The following is a 17,897-nucleotide window of genomic DNA, read 5'->3' on the forward strand; positions in this document are numbered from 1 at the left end:
CCCTGCCAATATTATTTCCCCTGAATAAACAGTTTACTGGCTTTTTGATATCCCCGTGGTAACAAGTGCCCTCTGGTTGCCCTTTTACCGATATATTTCTGAAGATCATCACCCTTGATTTTCAGCTGTTGTGATCCTGCAACCACTTGAACAATTTCATTTAATTTCAATACAGTTAAGGACAGAATCTGTTCTTTGGCTTCAAGTTGTATCAACTTGTTTCCCTTGCCCTTATTCAGGACCGGTAACTCCGTCAGGTCAATAATCAGCAAGCGCCCTGCCGTACTCAGTATGGCAAGATGAGTCCCGTCATTCACCTTATTCAGCGCCAGCGCATGTGCTTTGTCTGCCACTGTCAGGAAGGATTTGCCGGCTTTTGCGCTGGTCTCCAGTTGTTTTGCCTGCGTTTTAAAGCCATAGCCTGCAGAACTGACGGCGACCACTTCACTGTCATCCTCGGCAATCAGCACCTGAATAAAGCCAACCCCGCTGGCAGGTGCAAGTTTTGAACTCAGCGGCTCGCCCAGCCCCCGTGCAGACGGTAAACTGCTGATGGCCAATGCATAACTGCGCCCGCTTTCATCCAGTACATACACTTTCTGATTGGATTTGCCCTGCGCATGGCTTAAATACTGATCCCCTGCACGATAGTTCAGATGTTCCGCATCAACATCATGCCCCCTGGCAGAACGGATCCATCCCGCTTCGGACAATACCACAGTAACCGGCTCAGCCGGCATTAAATCCTGCTCGCTGATTGCAGTGGCTTCAGCACGCTGTACAATTGGAGAGCGACGATCATCACCGAATTTCTTTGCATCATCCTTCAGTTCATCAATAATTAATGCTTTTAAGGATTCAGGGTTGCCCAGCTGTTCACGAATCACCGCAGCTTTCGCCTCCAGTTCTTCCTGCTCACGGCGCATTTCCATTTCTTCAAGTTTTGCCAGATGACGCAACTTGAGTTCCAGAATGGCTTCCGCCTGAATGTCATCAATATTGAAATGCGACATTAAAACAGGCTTTGGCTGATCTTCCTCACGAATAATTCTGATTACTTCATCTATATTCAGATAGGCAATAATTAAACCTGCGAGAATATGCAGACGTTTTTCTATTTTATTTAAATGATATTGCAGACGACGGGTCACCGTATTTTTACGGATTTCAATCCATTCCAATAAAATCCGGCGGATTGATTTCACCTGCGGACGGCCATCCGCACCAATCATATTCATATTGACCCGATAGCTGGATTCCAGGTCCGTGGTGGCAAACAAATGGCTCATCACTGCTTCAGCATCAATACGGCTGGAACGTAAAATAATCACCAGCCGGGTTGGATTCTGATGATCAGATTCATCCCGCACATCACTGACCAGTGGTAATTTCTTTGCCAGCATCTGATCAGCAATCTGGGTAATCACCCGTGAACCGGAAACCTGGTAAGGTAAATCGGTAATTACAATTTCATTTTTTTCAATGCGATAAACCGCCCGCATACGATAACTGCCACGCCCGGAGGACTGAACTTTAAGCAATTCATCCGGTGCAGTAATAATTTCAGCCCGGGTCGGTAAATCCGGTGCAGGAATATATTCTGCAATTTTTTCATCGCTTAAATTCGGATTGCGGATTAAGGCAATGGTGCCCTTGACCACTTCCCGCAGATTATGCGGTGGAATATCGGTGGCCATGCCCACAGCAATACCGGTCGTACCATTCAACAGGATATTCGGCACACGCGCAGGCAGACTGACCGGTTCTTTCATTGAACCATCAAAATTGTCCTGCCAGTCACAGGTGCCCTGCCCCAGTTCAGATAACAGCACTTCACTGTACTGTGAAAGCTTGGCTTCGGTATAACGCATTGCAGCAAATGATTTCGGGTCATCCGGTGAACCCCAGTTACCCTGCCCCTCAATAAACGGATAGCGGTAACTGAAAGGCTGAGCCATCAGCACCATGGCCTCATAACATGCCGAATCGCCATGCGGGTGATATTTACCCAGTACATCACCAACCGTCCGTGCAGATTTTTTCGGCTTGCCGCTGTGTTTGAGCCCCAATTCACTCATGGCATAGACAATGCGGCGCTGCACCGGCTTCAGACCATCACTGATATGCGGCAATGCACGGTCCATAATCACATACATGGCATAGTTGAGATAAGCCTGTTCAGTAAATTCTGCGACAGAGCGGTTTTCTGTGGAATGATGTACAAGGCTTGTCATAACAACCTTTTATCCTGAATGAATGGGTTTTTATCAGTGCTTATCCTGAATTGCAGTATCAGACTGCACCAGCGGGCCTGGCTATACTCTACACGCTACTACAGTAACCTGCCATACTCTGCGACATATTGTGTCTCGTGTCGTAAAAATAGCTATTTTCAGGACAATGATCAACCCGGCCCATCAAATCCCAGACATATTTTACAGGCCAATGGATTCCAGCGTTTTGCCTTTTGTTTCCTCGCCCAATACCACAATAATCAGCGCCACTGCCAGCAGTACCACAGTAAACATCATGAATACCGCACTGAATCCATGTTGCATGGCCATCATCTGCGTCACCACCAATGGGGCGACAATGCCCGCCATACGGCCAATGGCAGAGGCCCAGCCGGAACCAAAAGCCCGGATATTGGCAGGATATTGCTCAGGCGTGTAGGTATATAAAACTCCCCAGGCCCCCAGATTGAAAAATGACATCAGACAGCCCCAGATCATAATCAACATGACAGTATTGGCCTGACCGAAAAAGTATGCAGATACAGCGCACATGCCAATAAAACCGGACAGCGTGGCTTTACGTCCCAGTTTTTCAACCAGCCATGCCGCAGCAATATAACCCGGCAACTGTGCCAGAATTATCACCAATACATATTCAAAGGACTGCACAATGCTATAACCCTGCGCCACCAGCAGACTGGGCAGCCAGGTGAAAATGCCATAATAGGAATAGACAATACCAAACCAGATCAGCCACAGCATCAGGGTCCGCCGGGCAAATGCCGCAGACCATAACTGAGAAAATGAAACATCCTGGCTGGCGGCCACCGGTTTGACTTCAATCTGCTGAATGACCTCAACCCCACACTGACGTTCAATGCGCTGGACCAGGGCATGTGCTTCATCAATCCGGCCACGGTTAATTAAATATGGAATCGACTCAGGTACTTTTTTCAGAATGATGAATACATAAATTGCCGGCAGGCCACCGATGAGAAATGCAATATGCCAGCCATAATCCGGAATCACAAACCAGGCGATCAATGCCGCCAGCAACCAGCCCAGCCCCCAGAAGCTTTCCAGCAGCACAATAAAACGGCCACGGACCTGCGCCGGAATATATTCACTGACCAGCGTCACGGCAACCGGCAGCTGGCCGCCCAGCCCCAGTCCGACAATAAAACGAAAAATCAGCAACCAGCTTAAATTCGGGGCAAAGGCGCATAAAGCCGTGGCGATGCTGTAAATCACCAGCGTCATTGCAAATACACTTCGGCGCCCGATGCGATCTGCCAGACCACCGGAACAGACTGCACCAATAGCCATACCGACAAAACCAATGGACACCACCCAGCCTTTTTCTGCGGGCGTCATCTGCCACTCTTCAGCCATTTTCGTCAGAATAAAGGAAATCAGCCCGGTGTCCATGGCATCGAACATCCACCCCAGGCCAATGACCCACAGCAGGGTATAATGAAACCTGCCAATGGGTAAACGCTGTATACGTGAAACTAAATCCATACGCCGGACTCGTCAGGGTTATAACTATGCTTATATCAGTTAATGTGCATCGGTTGAAGATGCTGAATCGGTATCATCTTCTTTATAAATGAATTTAGGCATTTCCAGCCCAAAATAAATAGCCACACAGCGCAGCAGAAAACCAAAAACCAGGGTGGACATGACGGTGATTTCCAGTGCCAGCCCAATCTGAATACAGAACCAGTAAAAAATAACTGCGGCAAAGGAAATACTGGCATAAAGTTCACGGCGGAATACCAGTGGAACATCATTACAGAGAATATCCCGCAAAATACCGCCAGACACACCGGTCAGCACACCCGCCACTGCAGAAACCACAAAACCGTGTCCCATCTGCAGAGCAATCTGACAGCCAATGATGGTAAAACCAATCAGTCCCAGTGCGTCCAGTAACAGGAAAATGGAACGCAAATGGCGCATCCATTTGGCAATCACAATGGTAAAAAAAGCAGCACAGCAGGTCAGCACCAGATATTCAGGATGCTTCACCCAGGTCAGCGGATAATGCCCAAGCAGCACGTCCCGCACAGAACCGCCGCCCAGTGCCGTCACACACGCGATCAGTACCACACCGAACCAGTCCATGCTGCGCCGGCCGGCCGACAGGGCACCGGTCATGGCTTCAGCTGTAATTGCAATGATATAGATCACCGTGAGCAACATGGCCTGTAATCCACTGATGGGTAAAAGATGCGCGCTATTCTAAGATATTTCTGATGGAAACAATAAATATTGTGCACAGCATTGTTTAAATTTTTTGCCGGAACCACAAAGACAGGGTTGTTTCATGGTCAGCTGCAGCGCCAGGGTCGGGTCCAGGAAATACCACGTCGCCCCCTGCCTGACAAAATATGACACTTCATGATGAACCCTCAACTGTTCACCATCATGATAATGTGCCCTGAATTCAACCGATGCATGCGTTTTATCCAGTTTGCCCCGCACGCTGACCACTTCAAGCCTTAACCACTGATTTACAGCACTCCATTGCTCCAGTGCTGAACGATCCAGTCCATGCTGCTGACCCGTGGCTGTGGTCTGGACAATGTAATCCACCTGATGTTTGACAAAGGCACAGTAACGGGAGCGCATCAGCTGCTCTGCTGTTGCAGCCATGGATTGGCCCGAATGCAGACGCTGACAGCAATCCACATAGCTGACCAGTTCATCTGAACCACATGGACAGGCCGGATCAGCCATTACGCATCATCACCGGGGCGCGCTAACGCCATGATATGTACTTTCTCAATTTTATGACCATCCATAGTCACCACTTCAAAACGATATCCATCTGCTTCAAGGGTTTCCCCACTTTCAGGCAACCGGCCCAGATGCGACAGTAAATAACCGGACAAGGTCGAATACTGCTCCGATTCATCCACCAGATCACACCCCAGCAACAGCGAAACATGACGGATATCCGTTGAACCTTCCAACAGCAATGAGCCATCTGCCAGACTTTCCGCCGCAGCTTCCAGCTCATCTTCATCCGGGAATTCTCCGGCGATGGCCTCCAGCACATCAATCGGCGTGGCAATGCCCTCAATGGAGCCATATTCATTTAAAATGATTGCCATCTGTAACGGCGCCTGACGCAGTTGTTCCATGACCATCAGCACCTGTGCATTTTCATGCACAATCACCGGTTCACGCAGATGCTTTTCAAAATTCAGTACACCGGTTTCAATATAATCATTCAGTACTTTATGCGTCGGCACAATGCCGGCAATATTATCGAGTTCACCGTGCGCCACAATCAGACGGGAATGTGTCATTGACATGAGATGTTCCCGGATGCTGATCGAGTCATCATCCAGGTCAATCCACTCCAGTTCAGGGCGCGGTGTCATTACCGACTTTACCGGACGTTCAGATAATCCCAGTACACCCTGCACCATCACGCTGTGATAAATCCCATTTCCCGGATCAAACATTTCATCGGCCAGTGCCTGAGTGGCCAGCACATCTTCAGACTGCTTGCCCTGAGCATCAGAATTAGCGGTGTTTTTACCGCCAAGCATGCGCAATACTGCAGAAGCCGTCCGAAAACGCAGATCGGTAGTAGTCACCATTTTTTCCTGATTTTTACGCATGGTCTGATTCATGAATTCAATCAGCACAGAGAAACCGATTGCCGCGTATAAATAGCCTTTTGGAATATGATATCCAAAACCTTCCACAATCAGCGAGAAACCGATCATCATCAGGAAGCCAAGACAGAGAATCACCACGGTTGGATGCTTATTGACAAAGTCCATTAACGGCCGGGATGCCCACAGCATAATACCGACCGCAATAATCACGGCAATGATCATCACCGAAAGCTCCTTGACCATGCCGACAGCCGTAATCACGCTGTCCAGTGAGAATACTGCGTCCAGCACAATAATCTGCACAATCACCATCCAGAATGCCGCGTGTACCGGATTTTCTTCTTTCAGCTGCTGACCACCTTCCAGACGTTCATGCAGTTCCATGGTTCCCTTGAACAGCAGGAATGCCCCGCCGAACAGTAAAATCAGATCCCGTCCGGAAAATGGATGCTCAAAAATATGAAACAGCGGTGCAGTCAGTGTCACCACCCAGGCGATGGACGCAAGTAACACCATACGCATGCAGAGCGCCAGCAGCAGTCCCACAATCCGTGCTGTATTGCGTTGTTCAGGCGGTAATTTTTCGGCAAGAATGGCAATAAATACCAGGTTATCAATTCCCAGTACAATTTCCAGCACCACCAGGGTGGCCAGGCCTACCCAGGCTGAAGGGTCCGACATCCATTCCAGTATCATGGTCCCTTCTCCAGCAGAAGATCTGAATATTGTTTTTTGAATGCCTGAAATCTGAAGGATGGCTTCAGATCATATTGAAATTTTATACTTTCAGAAGATTGTGTATTTTCGGAGCGACGACAACCACTACCCATGTTCATTCATTTGTTGTAAAACCTGCTGATCAGTATAGGCAAGATTTCCAGCAAATTCATCTTTTTTTATGTGCTTCCGTAGTCGTATTTCCATTCTTTACACCCACATTACAAAACATTGCAAACTGTATTTGAATCCCCACAGCGCTGTCATATTTGTGACTTAGAGTAGTGAAATGCAGAAGAACGTGATAGGTTTAAGGTGAAAACATTATGATCAGTGCACCCATACAGATGACCAGCGAATCCAGAGACATTAAAATTAAAGCCACACAATCCCTGATAGCACTTTACTGCGGCTCACGCCCCGGCAATAACCCGGTTTACAGGGAAAAAGCCATTTATCTGGCACAAAGCATTGCTGAACATGGCTTCGGTATCGTTTATGGCGGTGCCAGTATCGGACTGATGGGCCAGGTTGCAGATACAGTCACTGAATACGGCGGTGAGGTGGTCGGGGTCATTCCGGAGTTTATGCTGGATTATGAAATTGCACATGGTAATTTAACCGAACTGCATATTGTGCAGACCATGCACGAACGTAAAGCCATGATGGCGGAACGTGCCAATGCATTCATTGCGCTGCCGGGTGGACTGGGAACTTTTGAGGAAATTCTGGAAGTCGCGACCTGGGGACAACTGAATCAGCATCAAAAACCTATGATGCTGTATAACGTCAACGGTTTTTATGACCATATGATTGCTCAGTTGGACCATGCCGTTCAGGAGGGTTTTCTGCCGCCTCAGCACCGGGCCAAGATCATTGTATGCAACCATGCAGATCAGATTCTGAATGCCCTTGACAACATGAAAAGTCCCCGGCAATTTGCGATTTAAAGTCGTAATTTAAATCTCTGTCCGTTCAACCCTTCCAAACCCTCGCATCAGACATCTGTGCCGGCCAGCTGGCCGGAATTCACATGGCCGCTTCCAGTTCAGGCAAACTCACCTAGTTTTTATACATCCAGGCCTTTATAAAACGGGCCCTTTATAAAAAAGTCAGTGACCGAAATCACTGACTTTTAAAATACGCATGTACGGTCCCTGACTGACCTCTGCGCCACAATGACTCAGATTTCAATCTGACTGCCCATCTCCACCACCCTGTTCGGTGGAATCTGATAAAAATCACTGACCGGACTGGTATTACGCTGCATGGAAATAAATAGTTTCTCACGCCACGGCGCCATTCCATCTCCAACGGTATGAATTAAACGGTCACGGGAAATAAAGAAGCTCATCTGCATCATGTCCATTTCAAAACCGAGCTGATCATAAGCCAGTTGCAGGGCATCCGGAACATTGGGCTGATCCTTAAAACCATAATAAATAAAAACCCGGTAAAAACGATCATCCATTTTTTCCACCCGGACCCGCTCAATGGTCGGAACATAGGGTACATCACGGGTCATGACGGTCACCAGTATATTCCGCTCATGCAGCACTTTATTGTGCTTAATATTATGCAGCATCGCATGCGGGACAATATCCGGCGTTGCCGTCAGAAAAATGGCCTCACCGGGAACGGTCAGTGATTCATGGCTCCGGCTGACGCTCTTAATGAACAAATCCATTGGCAGAGCATCCTTAGCCAGTCGTTTCAGCACAATGGCACGACCATCCTTCCATGTCATGAGAATGATACAGACAATAACCCCAATGAGAATAGGTACCCAACCACCCGCTGCAATTTTCAGTGACGTGGATGCCACAAAAATCAGATCAAGCAACAGAAATGGAATCGCAAACAATGCAATTTTCCAGACGGGCCATCGCCATAGACCATAGGCCAGCACTGAAATCAGAATAGTCCCGCACAACATGGTCATGGTCACTGCGACACCATATGCACTGGCCAGATTGGCGCTGTTGTGAAACAGTAAAATCAGTATCAGTACTGAAACAAACAGCACCCAGTTAATGAAAGGAATATAAATCTGCCCCTGTTCCACATCGGAGGTGTGATGTACGGTCAGACGCGGTAAATAACGCAGCTGGATCGCCTGATTAACCATGGAGAACACACCGGAAATAACCGCCTGAGAGGCAATGACCGCAGCTGCTGTCGCCAGGCCGATCATCGGATATAAAGCCCAGTCCGGCACCAGCAGATAGAACGGATTTTCTATGGCATTCGGATCACGCAGCAGCAATGCGCCCTGTCCTGCATAATTGAGCAACAGACAGGGCAATACAATCACAAACCAGGCCAGTTTAATCGGTATCCGTCCAAAATGCCCCATATCGGCATACAGCGCCTCACCACCGGTCATGGTCAGGATCACTGCACCCATCGTCAGAAAAGCGATATACGGCTGATGGGACACAAAATTGAATGCCCAGTGCGGACTGACCATGGTCAGAACAAAAGGCGTCTGCAAAATACTGAAAATACCGGCTGCACCAATGGCCAGAAACCACAGCAGTGTTACAGGACCAAAAAGTTTTCCCATGGTCCCGGTCCCATGTCGCTGGATCAGGAACAATCCGGTCAGAATACCAATCGCCAGCGGCATAAGCCACTTATTGAATACCGGTGTTGCAACGCTTAAGCCCTCAATCGCTGAAAGCACAGAGATTGCCGGGGTAATAATACCATCACCAAAAAAAAGTGAGGCACCGATAAAACCAAGTGCCACCAGATAAATCTTTTTATTTTCGGCAATCCGGGTTGAACGAAGGTTCAGGGCCAGCAGGGACATAATCCCACCTTCACCATTATTGTCCGCGCGCATGATCACAGTGACATATTTAAAGCTGATGGTCAGCATCATGCACCAGAAGATCAGCGACAGAATGCCAAGCACTGTTGCATCGGTAATGGCAATGTGTGCGGTCAGAAAACACTGGCGCAGGGCATATAATGGACTGGTTCCAATATCACCGAACACCACCCCCAGCGCGGCCAGGGTAATCGCAGGCAATGCAGCTTTTTTTGCGGTATTTTGCATATTTCGTCTTCGTACTGGACACTATTTTTGCGCAATCATAGCACCAGCGAAAAACTTTTGCTTTAAATCTATTGTTTCAGCTTGGCAGAATTGATTTTTCCGGTTATTATCGCTGGCCTTGGTGAGGTGTCCGAGTGGCTGAAGGAGCACGCCTGGAAAGTGTGTATACGTTTGCGCGTATCGAGGGTTCGAATCCCTCTCTCACCGCCAAGATTCATTCCTGCGATGTCTCGTGGAATTCTAAAAGGCTTAAATTTTAAGGGTTTAAGCCTTTTTATTGCCTTATGTTTTCCAATTTACCCTATTGAATCCTGAGATGGCTAAACGCTCAATTCCTCTGACTGGAGGTATTTTTCGTTTTGCCATTCGTAAAGGAATGATTGAGAATGACCCAACACCTCACCTGCATGATGCCTTAAAGCCTCGTAAAGTGAAGCATATGGCCCGTTTGGATATTTCAGAGTTTCCGCTATTCCTTGAGCGTATGGATCGCTATCATGGTAATACAATGATTAAATCAGCGATTCAGTTGATGACCTTAACTTCCGTACGTACTGCTGAACTTAGAATGATGGAATGGGATGAAATTGATTTTGCAACTAAATTGTGGCGTATACCTGCTGATAAAATGAAGATGGCTCAACCACATATTGTTCCTTTGTCGAAACAAGCAATCGAGTTAATAGAGGGATTACGCCCTCTTACAGGAAACAAGCAATACGTATTCTATAATCACAGTACAGCTAAGCCTATGAGCAGTAATGCTCTTTTATGCGTAATTCGTACAATGGGGTATAACGGTAAGATGACAGGACATGGCTTCCGTGGGCTTGCTTCTACAACCTTACATGAACAAGGTTATATGCATGATGCGATAGAGATCCAACTTGCCCATAGAGTGGGTAATGCCGTTTCTCAAGCTTACAACCACGCTCAACACCTAGACTACCGTATCAAGATGATGCAGGATTGGTCTGATTTTATTGATGGTTTGAGGAATAAAGTCATTCCTTTTCCTAAATATAAAACTATTTAAATAGATATGTTTAGGTATGGGCTACATTTTTTGAATAAGCTATTGAAAAAAATAATTAAATCTGAATTATAGCGTTTATTTTTTAAAAACTATTTCTTTCATATTTGCATTAATCTGATAAAATTCGCTTTTAAAATAAATTTATTTATTAGATAAATTTTAGGCAGTTATAGAGAACCTGTTAGATGTCAAAAGTATTTTTAGATGATGCTAGAAACTTAAAAGATAAGATAAAATTATCTTCAATTGACGTCACAATAACATCTCCTCCTTATTTTGACATGAAAGATTATGGTCATACTAACCAAATTGGCTTTGGACAGTCTTATGAGGCATATTTAAATGATTTACAAAAAGTGTTTAAAGATGTCTACGATGCAACTAAAGAATCTGGCTCTTTATGGGTAGTCATCGACACATTCAAAAGAGATGGAGCAGTCGTCCCACTACCATTTGATTTTGTTAGAGAAATAAGTAAAACTGGTTGGAAATTGCAAGATATCATTATCTGGAAAAAAGATAAAACCGTACCTTGGAGCAAAAAAGGTGCTACAAGAAAAATTTTTGAATATGTTTTATTTTTTTCTAAGAGTAATGAATTTAAATATTATTCAGAAAGAGCTAGAGAAATAACTGATTTAAAAGAATGGTGGATTCGTTATCCTGAACGTTATAATCCTAACGGTAAAAGCTTAGAAGAAATATGGGAATTTAGTATTCCTACCCAAGGTTCATGGGGCGAAGGATATATTCGCCATTTCTGCCCACTTCCAGAAGATCTAGTTCGAAGAATAATTACTCTGACTACAGATGAAGGAGACCTAGTCTTTGATCCATTTTCTGGCTCAGGAACTGTACCATCTCAAGCAGCATTTATGGAAAGAGAATACTATGGATTTGAATTAAATCCTGAATATCTCCAGATGTTTGAATCTTACTTAGAAGCCAACTTGGTAACTCGCTTAGATTCCTATAGAGCTTCAAGAATTACTCTGGATGAGAATGAGTTCAAGAAAAAAATTATTGACCTGAGAATACTTAAATATGGTCGTGTATTAGCAAAAAAAATGAAGTCATCTGGAATAAATGTTCAGAAAATGTTCACTAAACATTCTGAGGAACCTCTAAATAAAAAGCATGACATTGCTGCAGGACATTATTTATTACTAATTGAACCGAATAATACGTCTCTCACTGATGCAGATATTATTACAGTAATTAATGAAATAATAAGTGTTCCTCCTCTTTCCAAATTTGGAATTTCGTCTAAATTTTTACTATCCCGTAACCTTGACGAATTTGCAGAACTATTACCTGACAATGAATTATTTATTTATTCACACAACAATACTCATCAATTTGTAGCAAAACCTTCTGCTTCAAATAGCTTTATTTACAGCACTATTGCGGTAAATATCAATGAAGAAATTTATAGGAACACCAAATGACAGCAGCGCAGAAATCCAAAAAAAAACCTATATCTACTGAAGAACGCAAACGTAGACTCGCTGCTGCAAAAAAGAGTAGAGAAGAAAAAAAATTTAGATCTTCGGTAAAAGAAATCTTTACAGGGTCTGGTTTCGACTATATCACATCTGAAAATAAAGAGTTCATTTTTGAAACCCTAGAAGGCTCTCGTACAACTGAGCTTGATGGAATATTTATATATGAGAATGTCGTTGTCATTGTAGAAGACACTTGTACAAATTCTCCAGGTAATCATTTGTCTAAAAAACAAATAATTTTTGATCTTGCATTAAGAAATAAAAATCAATTTATTGACTGCTTAAAAAGCAACATTCCTGAGTTTAAACAAAGTTGTGACAAGGCACTTTATGATAATGAACATTATATTTTAAAAACACTTTATTTCAGTATGCATCCTGTTGACTCGGAGTATGTAGAAAGTGCTAATCGAATTGGTATTAGAGTCGTTGAAAGAGCATTAACAAATTACTTTTATGCTTTAGTTAAAAATATCGCTTCCTCTGCAAAATATGAACTATTAAAGTTTTTAGAAATACCTTACTCATCCCTAGGTTCTAATAGGTTATCTGGAGGAAGCTCGGGAGCTTTTAGCTCATATAAAGGCTTTCTTCTCCCAGAAGCAAATAGTAGTTATCCTGATGGATTCAAAGTTGTTTCATTTTACGTAGATCCAGCATCCCTTCTAAAAAAAAGTTTTGTCTTACGCAAAAATAGTTGGATAACTCCAAACCTTTCATATCAAAGAATTTTAGATATGCGAAAAATTAAGCTGATGAGAAAATACTTATCGGATAATGAAAGAGTCTATCTTGGAAATATCATAGCAACATTACCATCTAGCACTAAAATCTGTGATATCAATACATTAGACCAATTGCCTCCTGATCAACAAGGTGAAGTGAAGCCAATAGAAATAACTTTACCCGATCAATATAATGTCGTGGGCTTAATTGATGGACAACATCGTGTCTACTCCTATCATGAAGGTTCAGATTCATATGAAGATAGAATTGGTAAATTACGTCGAAAACAAAATCTGTTAGTTACAGGGATAATTTATCCAGATAATATTTCTAGTCATGATCGAATATTATTCGAAGCTACTTTATTCTTAGAGATTAATAGCAAGCAAACAAGTGTTAAATCCGCTCTCATACAAGAAATCGAAGTTATTGTTAATCCTTACTCATCTACAGCAATTGCAAAATCCGTACTTACTCAACTCTCTAGCAAAGGAGCTCTGAAAGACAAGCTAGAAGAGCACGTATTCGATACTATAGATAAATTAAAAGTCTCTTCTATTGTAAGCTACGGTCTTAAACCTCTTACAAAAAAAGATGGTCCCAATTCACTATTCACTATCTGGTCTGAGGAAGTGAAAAAGAAGAATATCTTAGCTCAAAAGAGTCCAGAGGACTTGCAAGACTATTTAAGTTTTTGTGTAACAGAAATAAATCTTATCTTAAATGCCGCGCGAATGTCTTTTCCTGAAGGATGGAAAGTAGGGCATGAAAGTAAAATGCTTACCCCAACATCTATCAATGGATTTCTTAAATGTCTACGATTAATTATTGAAAATAAAGATGAGAGAAGTTTAGATTTTTATAAAGATAAATTTAAAAACATCTCAGAATTTCCATTTGAAAATTTTAAATCTAGTCATTGGAATCAACTTGGCGTAGAAATTTATGAACATTCTTTTAAAAATAATATTTGAGTTAGCCCTATCCAACTCTATGAGCTAAAATGACTTTAAAAGTATAGACTCATTGATATAGGAAATGGACTGCCACCACTCTCCTGGACAAATATCGTCTATTCTGGACTGCCACCACTCTCCTGGACACGAGACAGTCTCATTTTGAAGCTGCCTCAAATGCTTCCGGACTCATCCCATCAAGATGCGAATGACGCCTGATTCGATTGTAAAACATCTCGATATAATCAAACACATCTGCACGGGCCATTTCTCGAGTTTTATAGATTCTCTTTTTAATTCTTTCCTTCTTCAGGCTGCTGAAAAAGGGTTTAAGCCTTTTTGTTTTTTGACCCTATAGGACACTTGAGGACATGGGTTCATAATACTGATCATGGTAAAATTTAATCTCAGAATATTGTTCCAGCAACAGAAAATAAGTTAAATCAATAAAATCAAACTAAAAGTATTGATAAAACTGAGTAAATTAATGATGCTACGCAGAAAACTGCCTGGAATAAAAACTGAAAAATGGCAATTTAACTAAATTATGAAGAGCAATTAAAACGTGGCATTGAACATATCGAAGAAATTGAATGCCTTGCATCCATAAAAGTCGTTTCAGGAAAATGTCTGATTTTGATCAGCAATTCATTGAAAAAACACAAGACCCTAATATATAACAATTATTTTTAAAATAAAAATGGAATTACAGATGTAAAAACCAGAGCCGGACAATCAGTATAGCCGCAATTGACCGCATACAGCAGCATTAAATAACTATCGTAACAATCATGATACAGCACCGCATCAAATAAATGGCAACACAGTATTTCAATTGCTGAATTCATCCATTACCATCAGTTTAAAAGATAAATTCGGCAAGCTATAAAAGGAGGATAAATTTTTAGAATTACAGCAACATATTCACACTGAGGCCATTTCCCTCACCTACAATCATGATGCGGTAACCAGGTAGCGATAAAGCAAATTGAAAACATAGAAAACTGCTATTCGGGAGTAAGAATGAATAACAGCAATAATTATGTAAGACAAGTCAAGAATGCTAAACGTGGTGGCTATACCCCCACAATTGCTAAGGATGTAAACAGGCACAAGATTCAGAAAGCCATCAGGCTGATTGAACAATGGAGAAAGCTGGCAGACGAGCTTAAGCCGCAACTGCAAATAGACATGGCTTTGACCCTTGAAGATTGTGCACATGATTTAGATCAGATTTTAAGGAGTAAGTAATGTTGACCACGACCGCAATATTTTCTTCAGGCAGATACTCATTCTCCCGACAATGTCGAAAACCGGTAAACGCCGACCTGTTGTTATAAAACCCGAATCCATTCCAGATATGCAGAGATAACTCACCATTGTCCTGTGAGTTATCCTGCCCAGCAGCACTGTACAATGCCTCATACAGCATTTATACAGACATGCTGATCCTGTACAATAAGAATGCCGAAAATAATAATTTACATGCAATCGCAATCAGCACCAGACCCATCACACTTTCAAAACAGTGCCCCAGTTTCAGAAAAGTCTGCCGGACCCAGAGCCGGGAAAACAGCAGACTGACCAATATAAACCACAGCGCATTGACCATGCACATCCACAGCCCATACAGTGCCTGAATTTTCAGCGGCGTTGCCGGACTCACCAGCGTGGTAAAAATCGCCAGGAAAAATATAGTGGCTTTGGGGTTTAAGGCATTGGTCAGAAAACCCGTCATAAAAGCCTGCCATAGTGCCGGCCGCTGCACGGCCTGGCGTTCAGTCGTCAGCAATGCCGGATCCATCGCTTTGCTGCGAATTAAACACCAGCCCAGATACAGCAGATACAATGCCCCGCATGTACTCAGCGCAGACATCAACCATGGCGTTTTCTGTATGACAATGCCAAGACCGATCAGGGTATACAGCACATGAACCGAGATTCCGATGCCAATGCCCAATGCGGTAACACAGCCGGTCACATAACCATAACGAACACTCTGCCGGACGGTGACTGCAAAGTCCGGACCCGGCAAGACCACAGCCATAAAATGGACCAGCGCCAATGCCAGAAATTCATGCCCGTGATTTAAAAACATGGCAGCCCCCTTTCCCCTTTGCTTGAGTCTTATACAGTGGATGATGCACAGACATCCATACATCTCAGATCACCTTGATCTTTTTCATAAAAGTATTGTAGGGCATGCAAATAATCGCGATAATCCATTAAAAATCAAAATGACTTTTGCCTCATGAGCACAAATCAAGGCCTCGCCCTGTTGAATGAAATGGCAACCTTCGTCAAGGTGGTGGAAACCGGAAGCTTCTCGGAAACTGCCCGGCAGCTCGGGACCACCCCCTCAGCAGTCAGTCGGAGCATTGCACGGCTGGAGCGTAGTCTCGGCACCCGGTTATTGCATAGGACCACACGTAAACTGCGCTTAAGTGAAAGTGGCGAACAGATTCATGCCAGCTGCCTGGATATGGTGCATGCTGCCTATGCGGTCATGGAGAAGTCCGGGCATTTCCATGCAGAACCGGAAGGGACCATTCGCGTCAGCGTGCCCAAAGCCGTCGGCCATTTTATGATTCATCCACACCTGCCGGAGTTCCTGGCTCATTATCCCGGCATTGACCTGCAGCTTTTACTGGAAGATCGCTATATCGACTTAATTGACGATCAGGTGGACCTTGCCATTCGTATCACCGAGCATCCGCCCGGCGGTTTAATGGGCAGGAAACTGATTGATATTGAGCATCTACTCTGCGCTTCACCTGAATATCTGACAACACATGGCCTGCCTGTGCATCCACATGATCTGAAGCATCATCAATGTATCTATCTGGGAGAACAAGCCGCGGATTCAAAATGGAAATTTCAGCAGGGTAATAGATTATTGACCGTTGCAGTCAGAGGCCGCTACTCAGCCAATCATACCGGAATCCGACTGGATGCCGCCCTGAAACACATCGGCATTGCCAGTCTTCCTCATTTTGTGGCCCGGCATGCGCTTGAAACCGGTCAGCTGGTACAGGTGCTGTCAGACTGGCATTTTAAAACCCATTACAGTGGCGGCGCATGGGTGCTGTATCCACCGACCCGTCATTTACCGCCCAAGCTCAAAGTCTTTATTCAGTTTCTGACGGATAAACTGACACAGGAGCCCACCCTGCATCAGCACAGCGCCGCGGCTATTGCAGCCGTGCAGCAATCTGTACATAACGGATCAGACCATCCCGATACAATTTAGCGCATAATTTTGCGGTCATCTGTATTTTAATCCAGTCCAACCCTTTGTTTTTATGGAAAAAATCATGTTCCAGGCGGGAAATATAGGCTGAAAAACCACCGAATACCTGCGCGGAGATATCCTGGATTTCAATGTCGGTAAACGCATGCTGACAAAGTATCTGGTTCAGCTGACTCTCCGTAGCTAAATTACGGATATTGATATCTGCCGACCGCAGCAGCCATGTATATTTCTGCCGATGCAGCGTATTTAAGCTATGCCATTGTTCGGACAGCATCAGATAATGAAATCCCAGTCGTCCGCCCGGATGTAAAACCGTGCCTGTTGCACTGAGAAATGAATTCAGGGGATGATGATAAGCTGCATCCAGACACACGATTGCATCAAATGCAGACTGAAAGACAATTTGTTTTAAATTCAGAAAAGACTGGACATGAATGCCGTCAATTGCAAGCGACTGCTGTTGAATTGTTCTGACACAATCTGCCTGCAACTCGACCGCTTCCAGTCGTCGGACCCGGTAATGACCCAGCCAGTGTTGCAGACTGGCACCCTGCCCACAGCCCAGATCAAGCAGGCGGTCAGCTGCATTTAACCGGATGCGCTGCGCCAGCTGATCGGCCATCTGCCGGCATGCCTGTGGATAAGAAAGCGTTGTCTCATCCCACCAGCCCAGACTGGTCCAGGCGAGTACGGCATCATCTCCCAGTTGCTGCGCATTAATGGCATATTTATGCGGCAATCGGTGCTGAATATATTGAAGCAATTTCACGG

At 44.3% G+C, this 17,897-nt stretch carries 13 protein-coding genes, 1 tRNA gene and 2 pseudogenes; 7 read left to right on the forward strand and 9 right to left on the reverse strand.

Features of this window, described 5'->3' with window-relative positions:
- Positions 1–11: 11 nt before the first annotated feature.
- The 5 genes from parC to ACT6PV_RS13525 all read right to left on the reverse strand — a co-directional run bounded on the left by parC (position 12) and on the right by ACT6PV_RS13525 (position 6,565).
- Complete coding sequence (parC, locus tag ACT6PV_RS13505) at positions 12–2,234, reverse strand: DNA topoisomerase IV subunit A (protein WP_445116802.1); 2,223 nt, start codon at positions 2,232–2,234, stop codon at positions 12–14.
- Between the two features lie 201 nt (positions 2,235–2,435).
- Positions 2,436–3,755: a niacin transporter NiaP gene (niaP, locus tag ACT6PV_RS13510; RefSeq protein ID WP_445116803.1), complete on the reverse strand. Its 1,320-nt coding sequence runs from the start codon at positions 3,753–3,755 to the stop codon at positions 2,436–2,438.
- Between the two features lie 39 nt (positions 3,756–3,794).
- Positions 3,795–4,439, reverse strand: coding sequence for a trimeric intracellular cation channel family protein (locus ACT6PV_RS13515; RefSeq protein ID WP_445116804.1), 645 nt, complete (start codon positions 4,437–4,439; stop codon positions 3,795–3,797).
- Positions 4,440–4,478: 39 nt separating this feature from the next.
- The gene (locus tag ACT6PV_RS13520; protein ID WP_445116805.1) at positions 4,479–4,976 is read right to left on the reverse strand and encodes a YchJ family protein; all 498 of its coding nucleotides are present in this window, start codon (positions 4,974–4,976) and stop codon (positions 4,479–4,481) included.
- The gene (locus tag ACT6PV_RS13525; RefSeq protein ID WP_445116806.1) at positions 4,976–6,565 is read right to left on the reverse strand and encodes a TerC family protein; all 1,590 of its coding nucleotides are present in this window, start codon (positions 6,563–6,565) and stop codon (positions 4,976–4,978) included. Before ACT6PV_RS13525 ends, ACT6PV_RS13520 begins: the two co-directional genes overlap by 1 nt.
- A gap of 347 nt (positions 6,566–6,912) precedes the next feature.
- Between ACT6PV_RS13525 and ACT6PV_RS13530 the strand changes: the two genes are divergently transcribed.
- Positions 6,913–7,536 (forward strand): LOG family protein, encoded by a 624-nt coding sequence (locus ACT6PV_RS13530; RefSeq protein WP_445116807.1) that lies wholly within the window; start codon positions 6,913–6,915, stop codon positions 7,534–7,536.
- A 233-nt stretch (positions 7,537–7,769) separates the two neighbouring features.
- Here ACT6PV_RS13530 and ACT6PV_RS13535 read toward each other — a convergent pair whose 3' ends face one another.
- On the reverse strand, positions 7,770–9,650 hold the full coding sequence (locus ACT6PV_RS13535) for a potassium transporter Kup (RefSeq protein ID WP_445116808.1): 1,881 nt from the start codon (positions 9,648–9,650) through the stop codon (positions 7,770–7,772).
- A gap of 120 nt (positions 9,651–9,770) precedes the next feature.
- Between ACT6PV_RS13535 and ACT6PV_RS13540 the strand changes: the two genes are divergently transcribed.
- The 4 genes and pseudogenes from ACT6PV_RS13540 (at position 9,771) to ACT6PV_RS13555 (ending at position 13,891) form a co-directional block, all read left to right on the forward strand.
- Positions 9,771–9,860: transfer RNA gene (locus tag ACT6PV_RS13540), tRNA-Ser, on the forward strand.
- A 103-nt stretch (positions 9,861–9,963) separates the two neighbouring features.
- Positions 9,964–10,686, forward strand: a pseudogene (locus tag ACT6PV_RS13545) (tyrosine-type recombinase/integrase); the annotation flags it as partial.
- Between the two features lie 185 nt (positions 10,687–10,871).
- Positions 10,872–12,134: a DNA-methyltransferase gene (locus ACT6PV_RS13550; protein ID WP_445116809.1), complete on the forward strand. Its 1,263-nt coding sequence runs from the start codon at positions 10,872–10,874 to the stop codon at positions 12,132–12,134.
- Positions 12,131–13,891, forward strand: a complete 1,761-nt coding sequence (locus ACT6PV_RS13555) for a DGQHR domain-containing protein (RefSeq protein ID WP_445116810.1) — start codon at positions 12,131–12,133, stop codon at positions 13,889–13,891. The genes ACT6PV_RS13550 and ACT6PV_RS13555 overlap by 4 nt, the downstream gene beginning before the upstream one ends.
- Before the next feature lie 139 nt (positions 13,892–14,030).
- On the opposite strand, the pseudogene ACT6PV_RS13560 reads toward ACT6PV_RS13555, so the two are convergent.
- Positions 14,031–14,198 (reverse strand): annotated as a pseudogene (locus tag ACT6PV_RS13560) (IS3 family transposase); the annotation flags it as partial.
- Positions 14,199–14,896: 698 nt separating this feature from the next.
- On the opposite strand from ACT6PV_RS13560, the gene ACT6PV_RS13565 reads away from it, so the two are divergent.
- Positions 14,897–15,124 (forward strand): hypothetical protein, encoded by a 228-nt coding sequence (locus ACT6PV_RS13565; RefSeq protein WP_445116811.1) that lies wholly within the window; start codon positions 14,897–14,899, stop codon positions 15,122–15,124.
- Between the two features lie 181 nt (positions 15,125–15,305).
- Here ACT6PV_RS13565 and ACT6PV_RS13570 read toward each other — a convergent pair whose 3' ends face one another.
- Complete coding sequence (locus ACT6PV_RS13570; protein WP_445116812.1) at positions 15,306–15,971, reverse strand: LysE family translocator; 666 nt, start codon at positions 15,969–15,971, stop codon at positions 15,306–15,308.
- Positions 15,972–16,124: 153 nt separating this feature from the next.
- On the opposite strand from ACT6PV_RS13570, the gene ACT6PV_RS13575 reads away from it, so the two are divergent.
- Positions 16,125–17,123 (forward strand): LysR family transcriptional regulator, encoded by a 999-nt coding sequence (locus tag ACT6PV_RS13575; protein ID WP_445116813.1) that lies wholly within the window; start codon positions 16,125–16,127, stop codon positions 17,121–17,123.
- Here ACT6PV_RS13575 and ACT6PV_RS13580 read toward each other — a convergent pair.
- Positions 17,065–17,895: an SAM-dependent methyltransferase gene (locus tag ACT6PV_RS13580; protein ID WP_445116814.1), complete on the reverse strand. Its 831-nt coding sequence runs from the start codon at positions 17,893–17,895 to the stop codon at positions 17,065–17,067. The two genes, ACT6PV_RS13575 and ACT6PV_RS13580, sit on opposite strands and share 59 nt — an antisense overlap.
- Between the last annotated feature and the right edge of the window lie 2 nt (positions 17,896–17,897).

Source organism: Acinetobacter sp. WZC-1, from assembly GCF_052544965.1.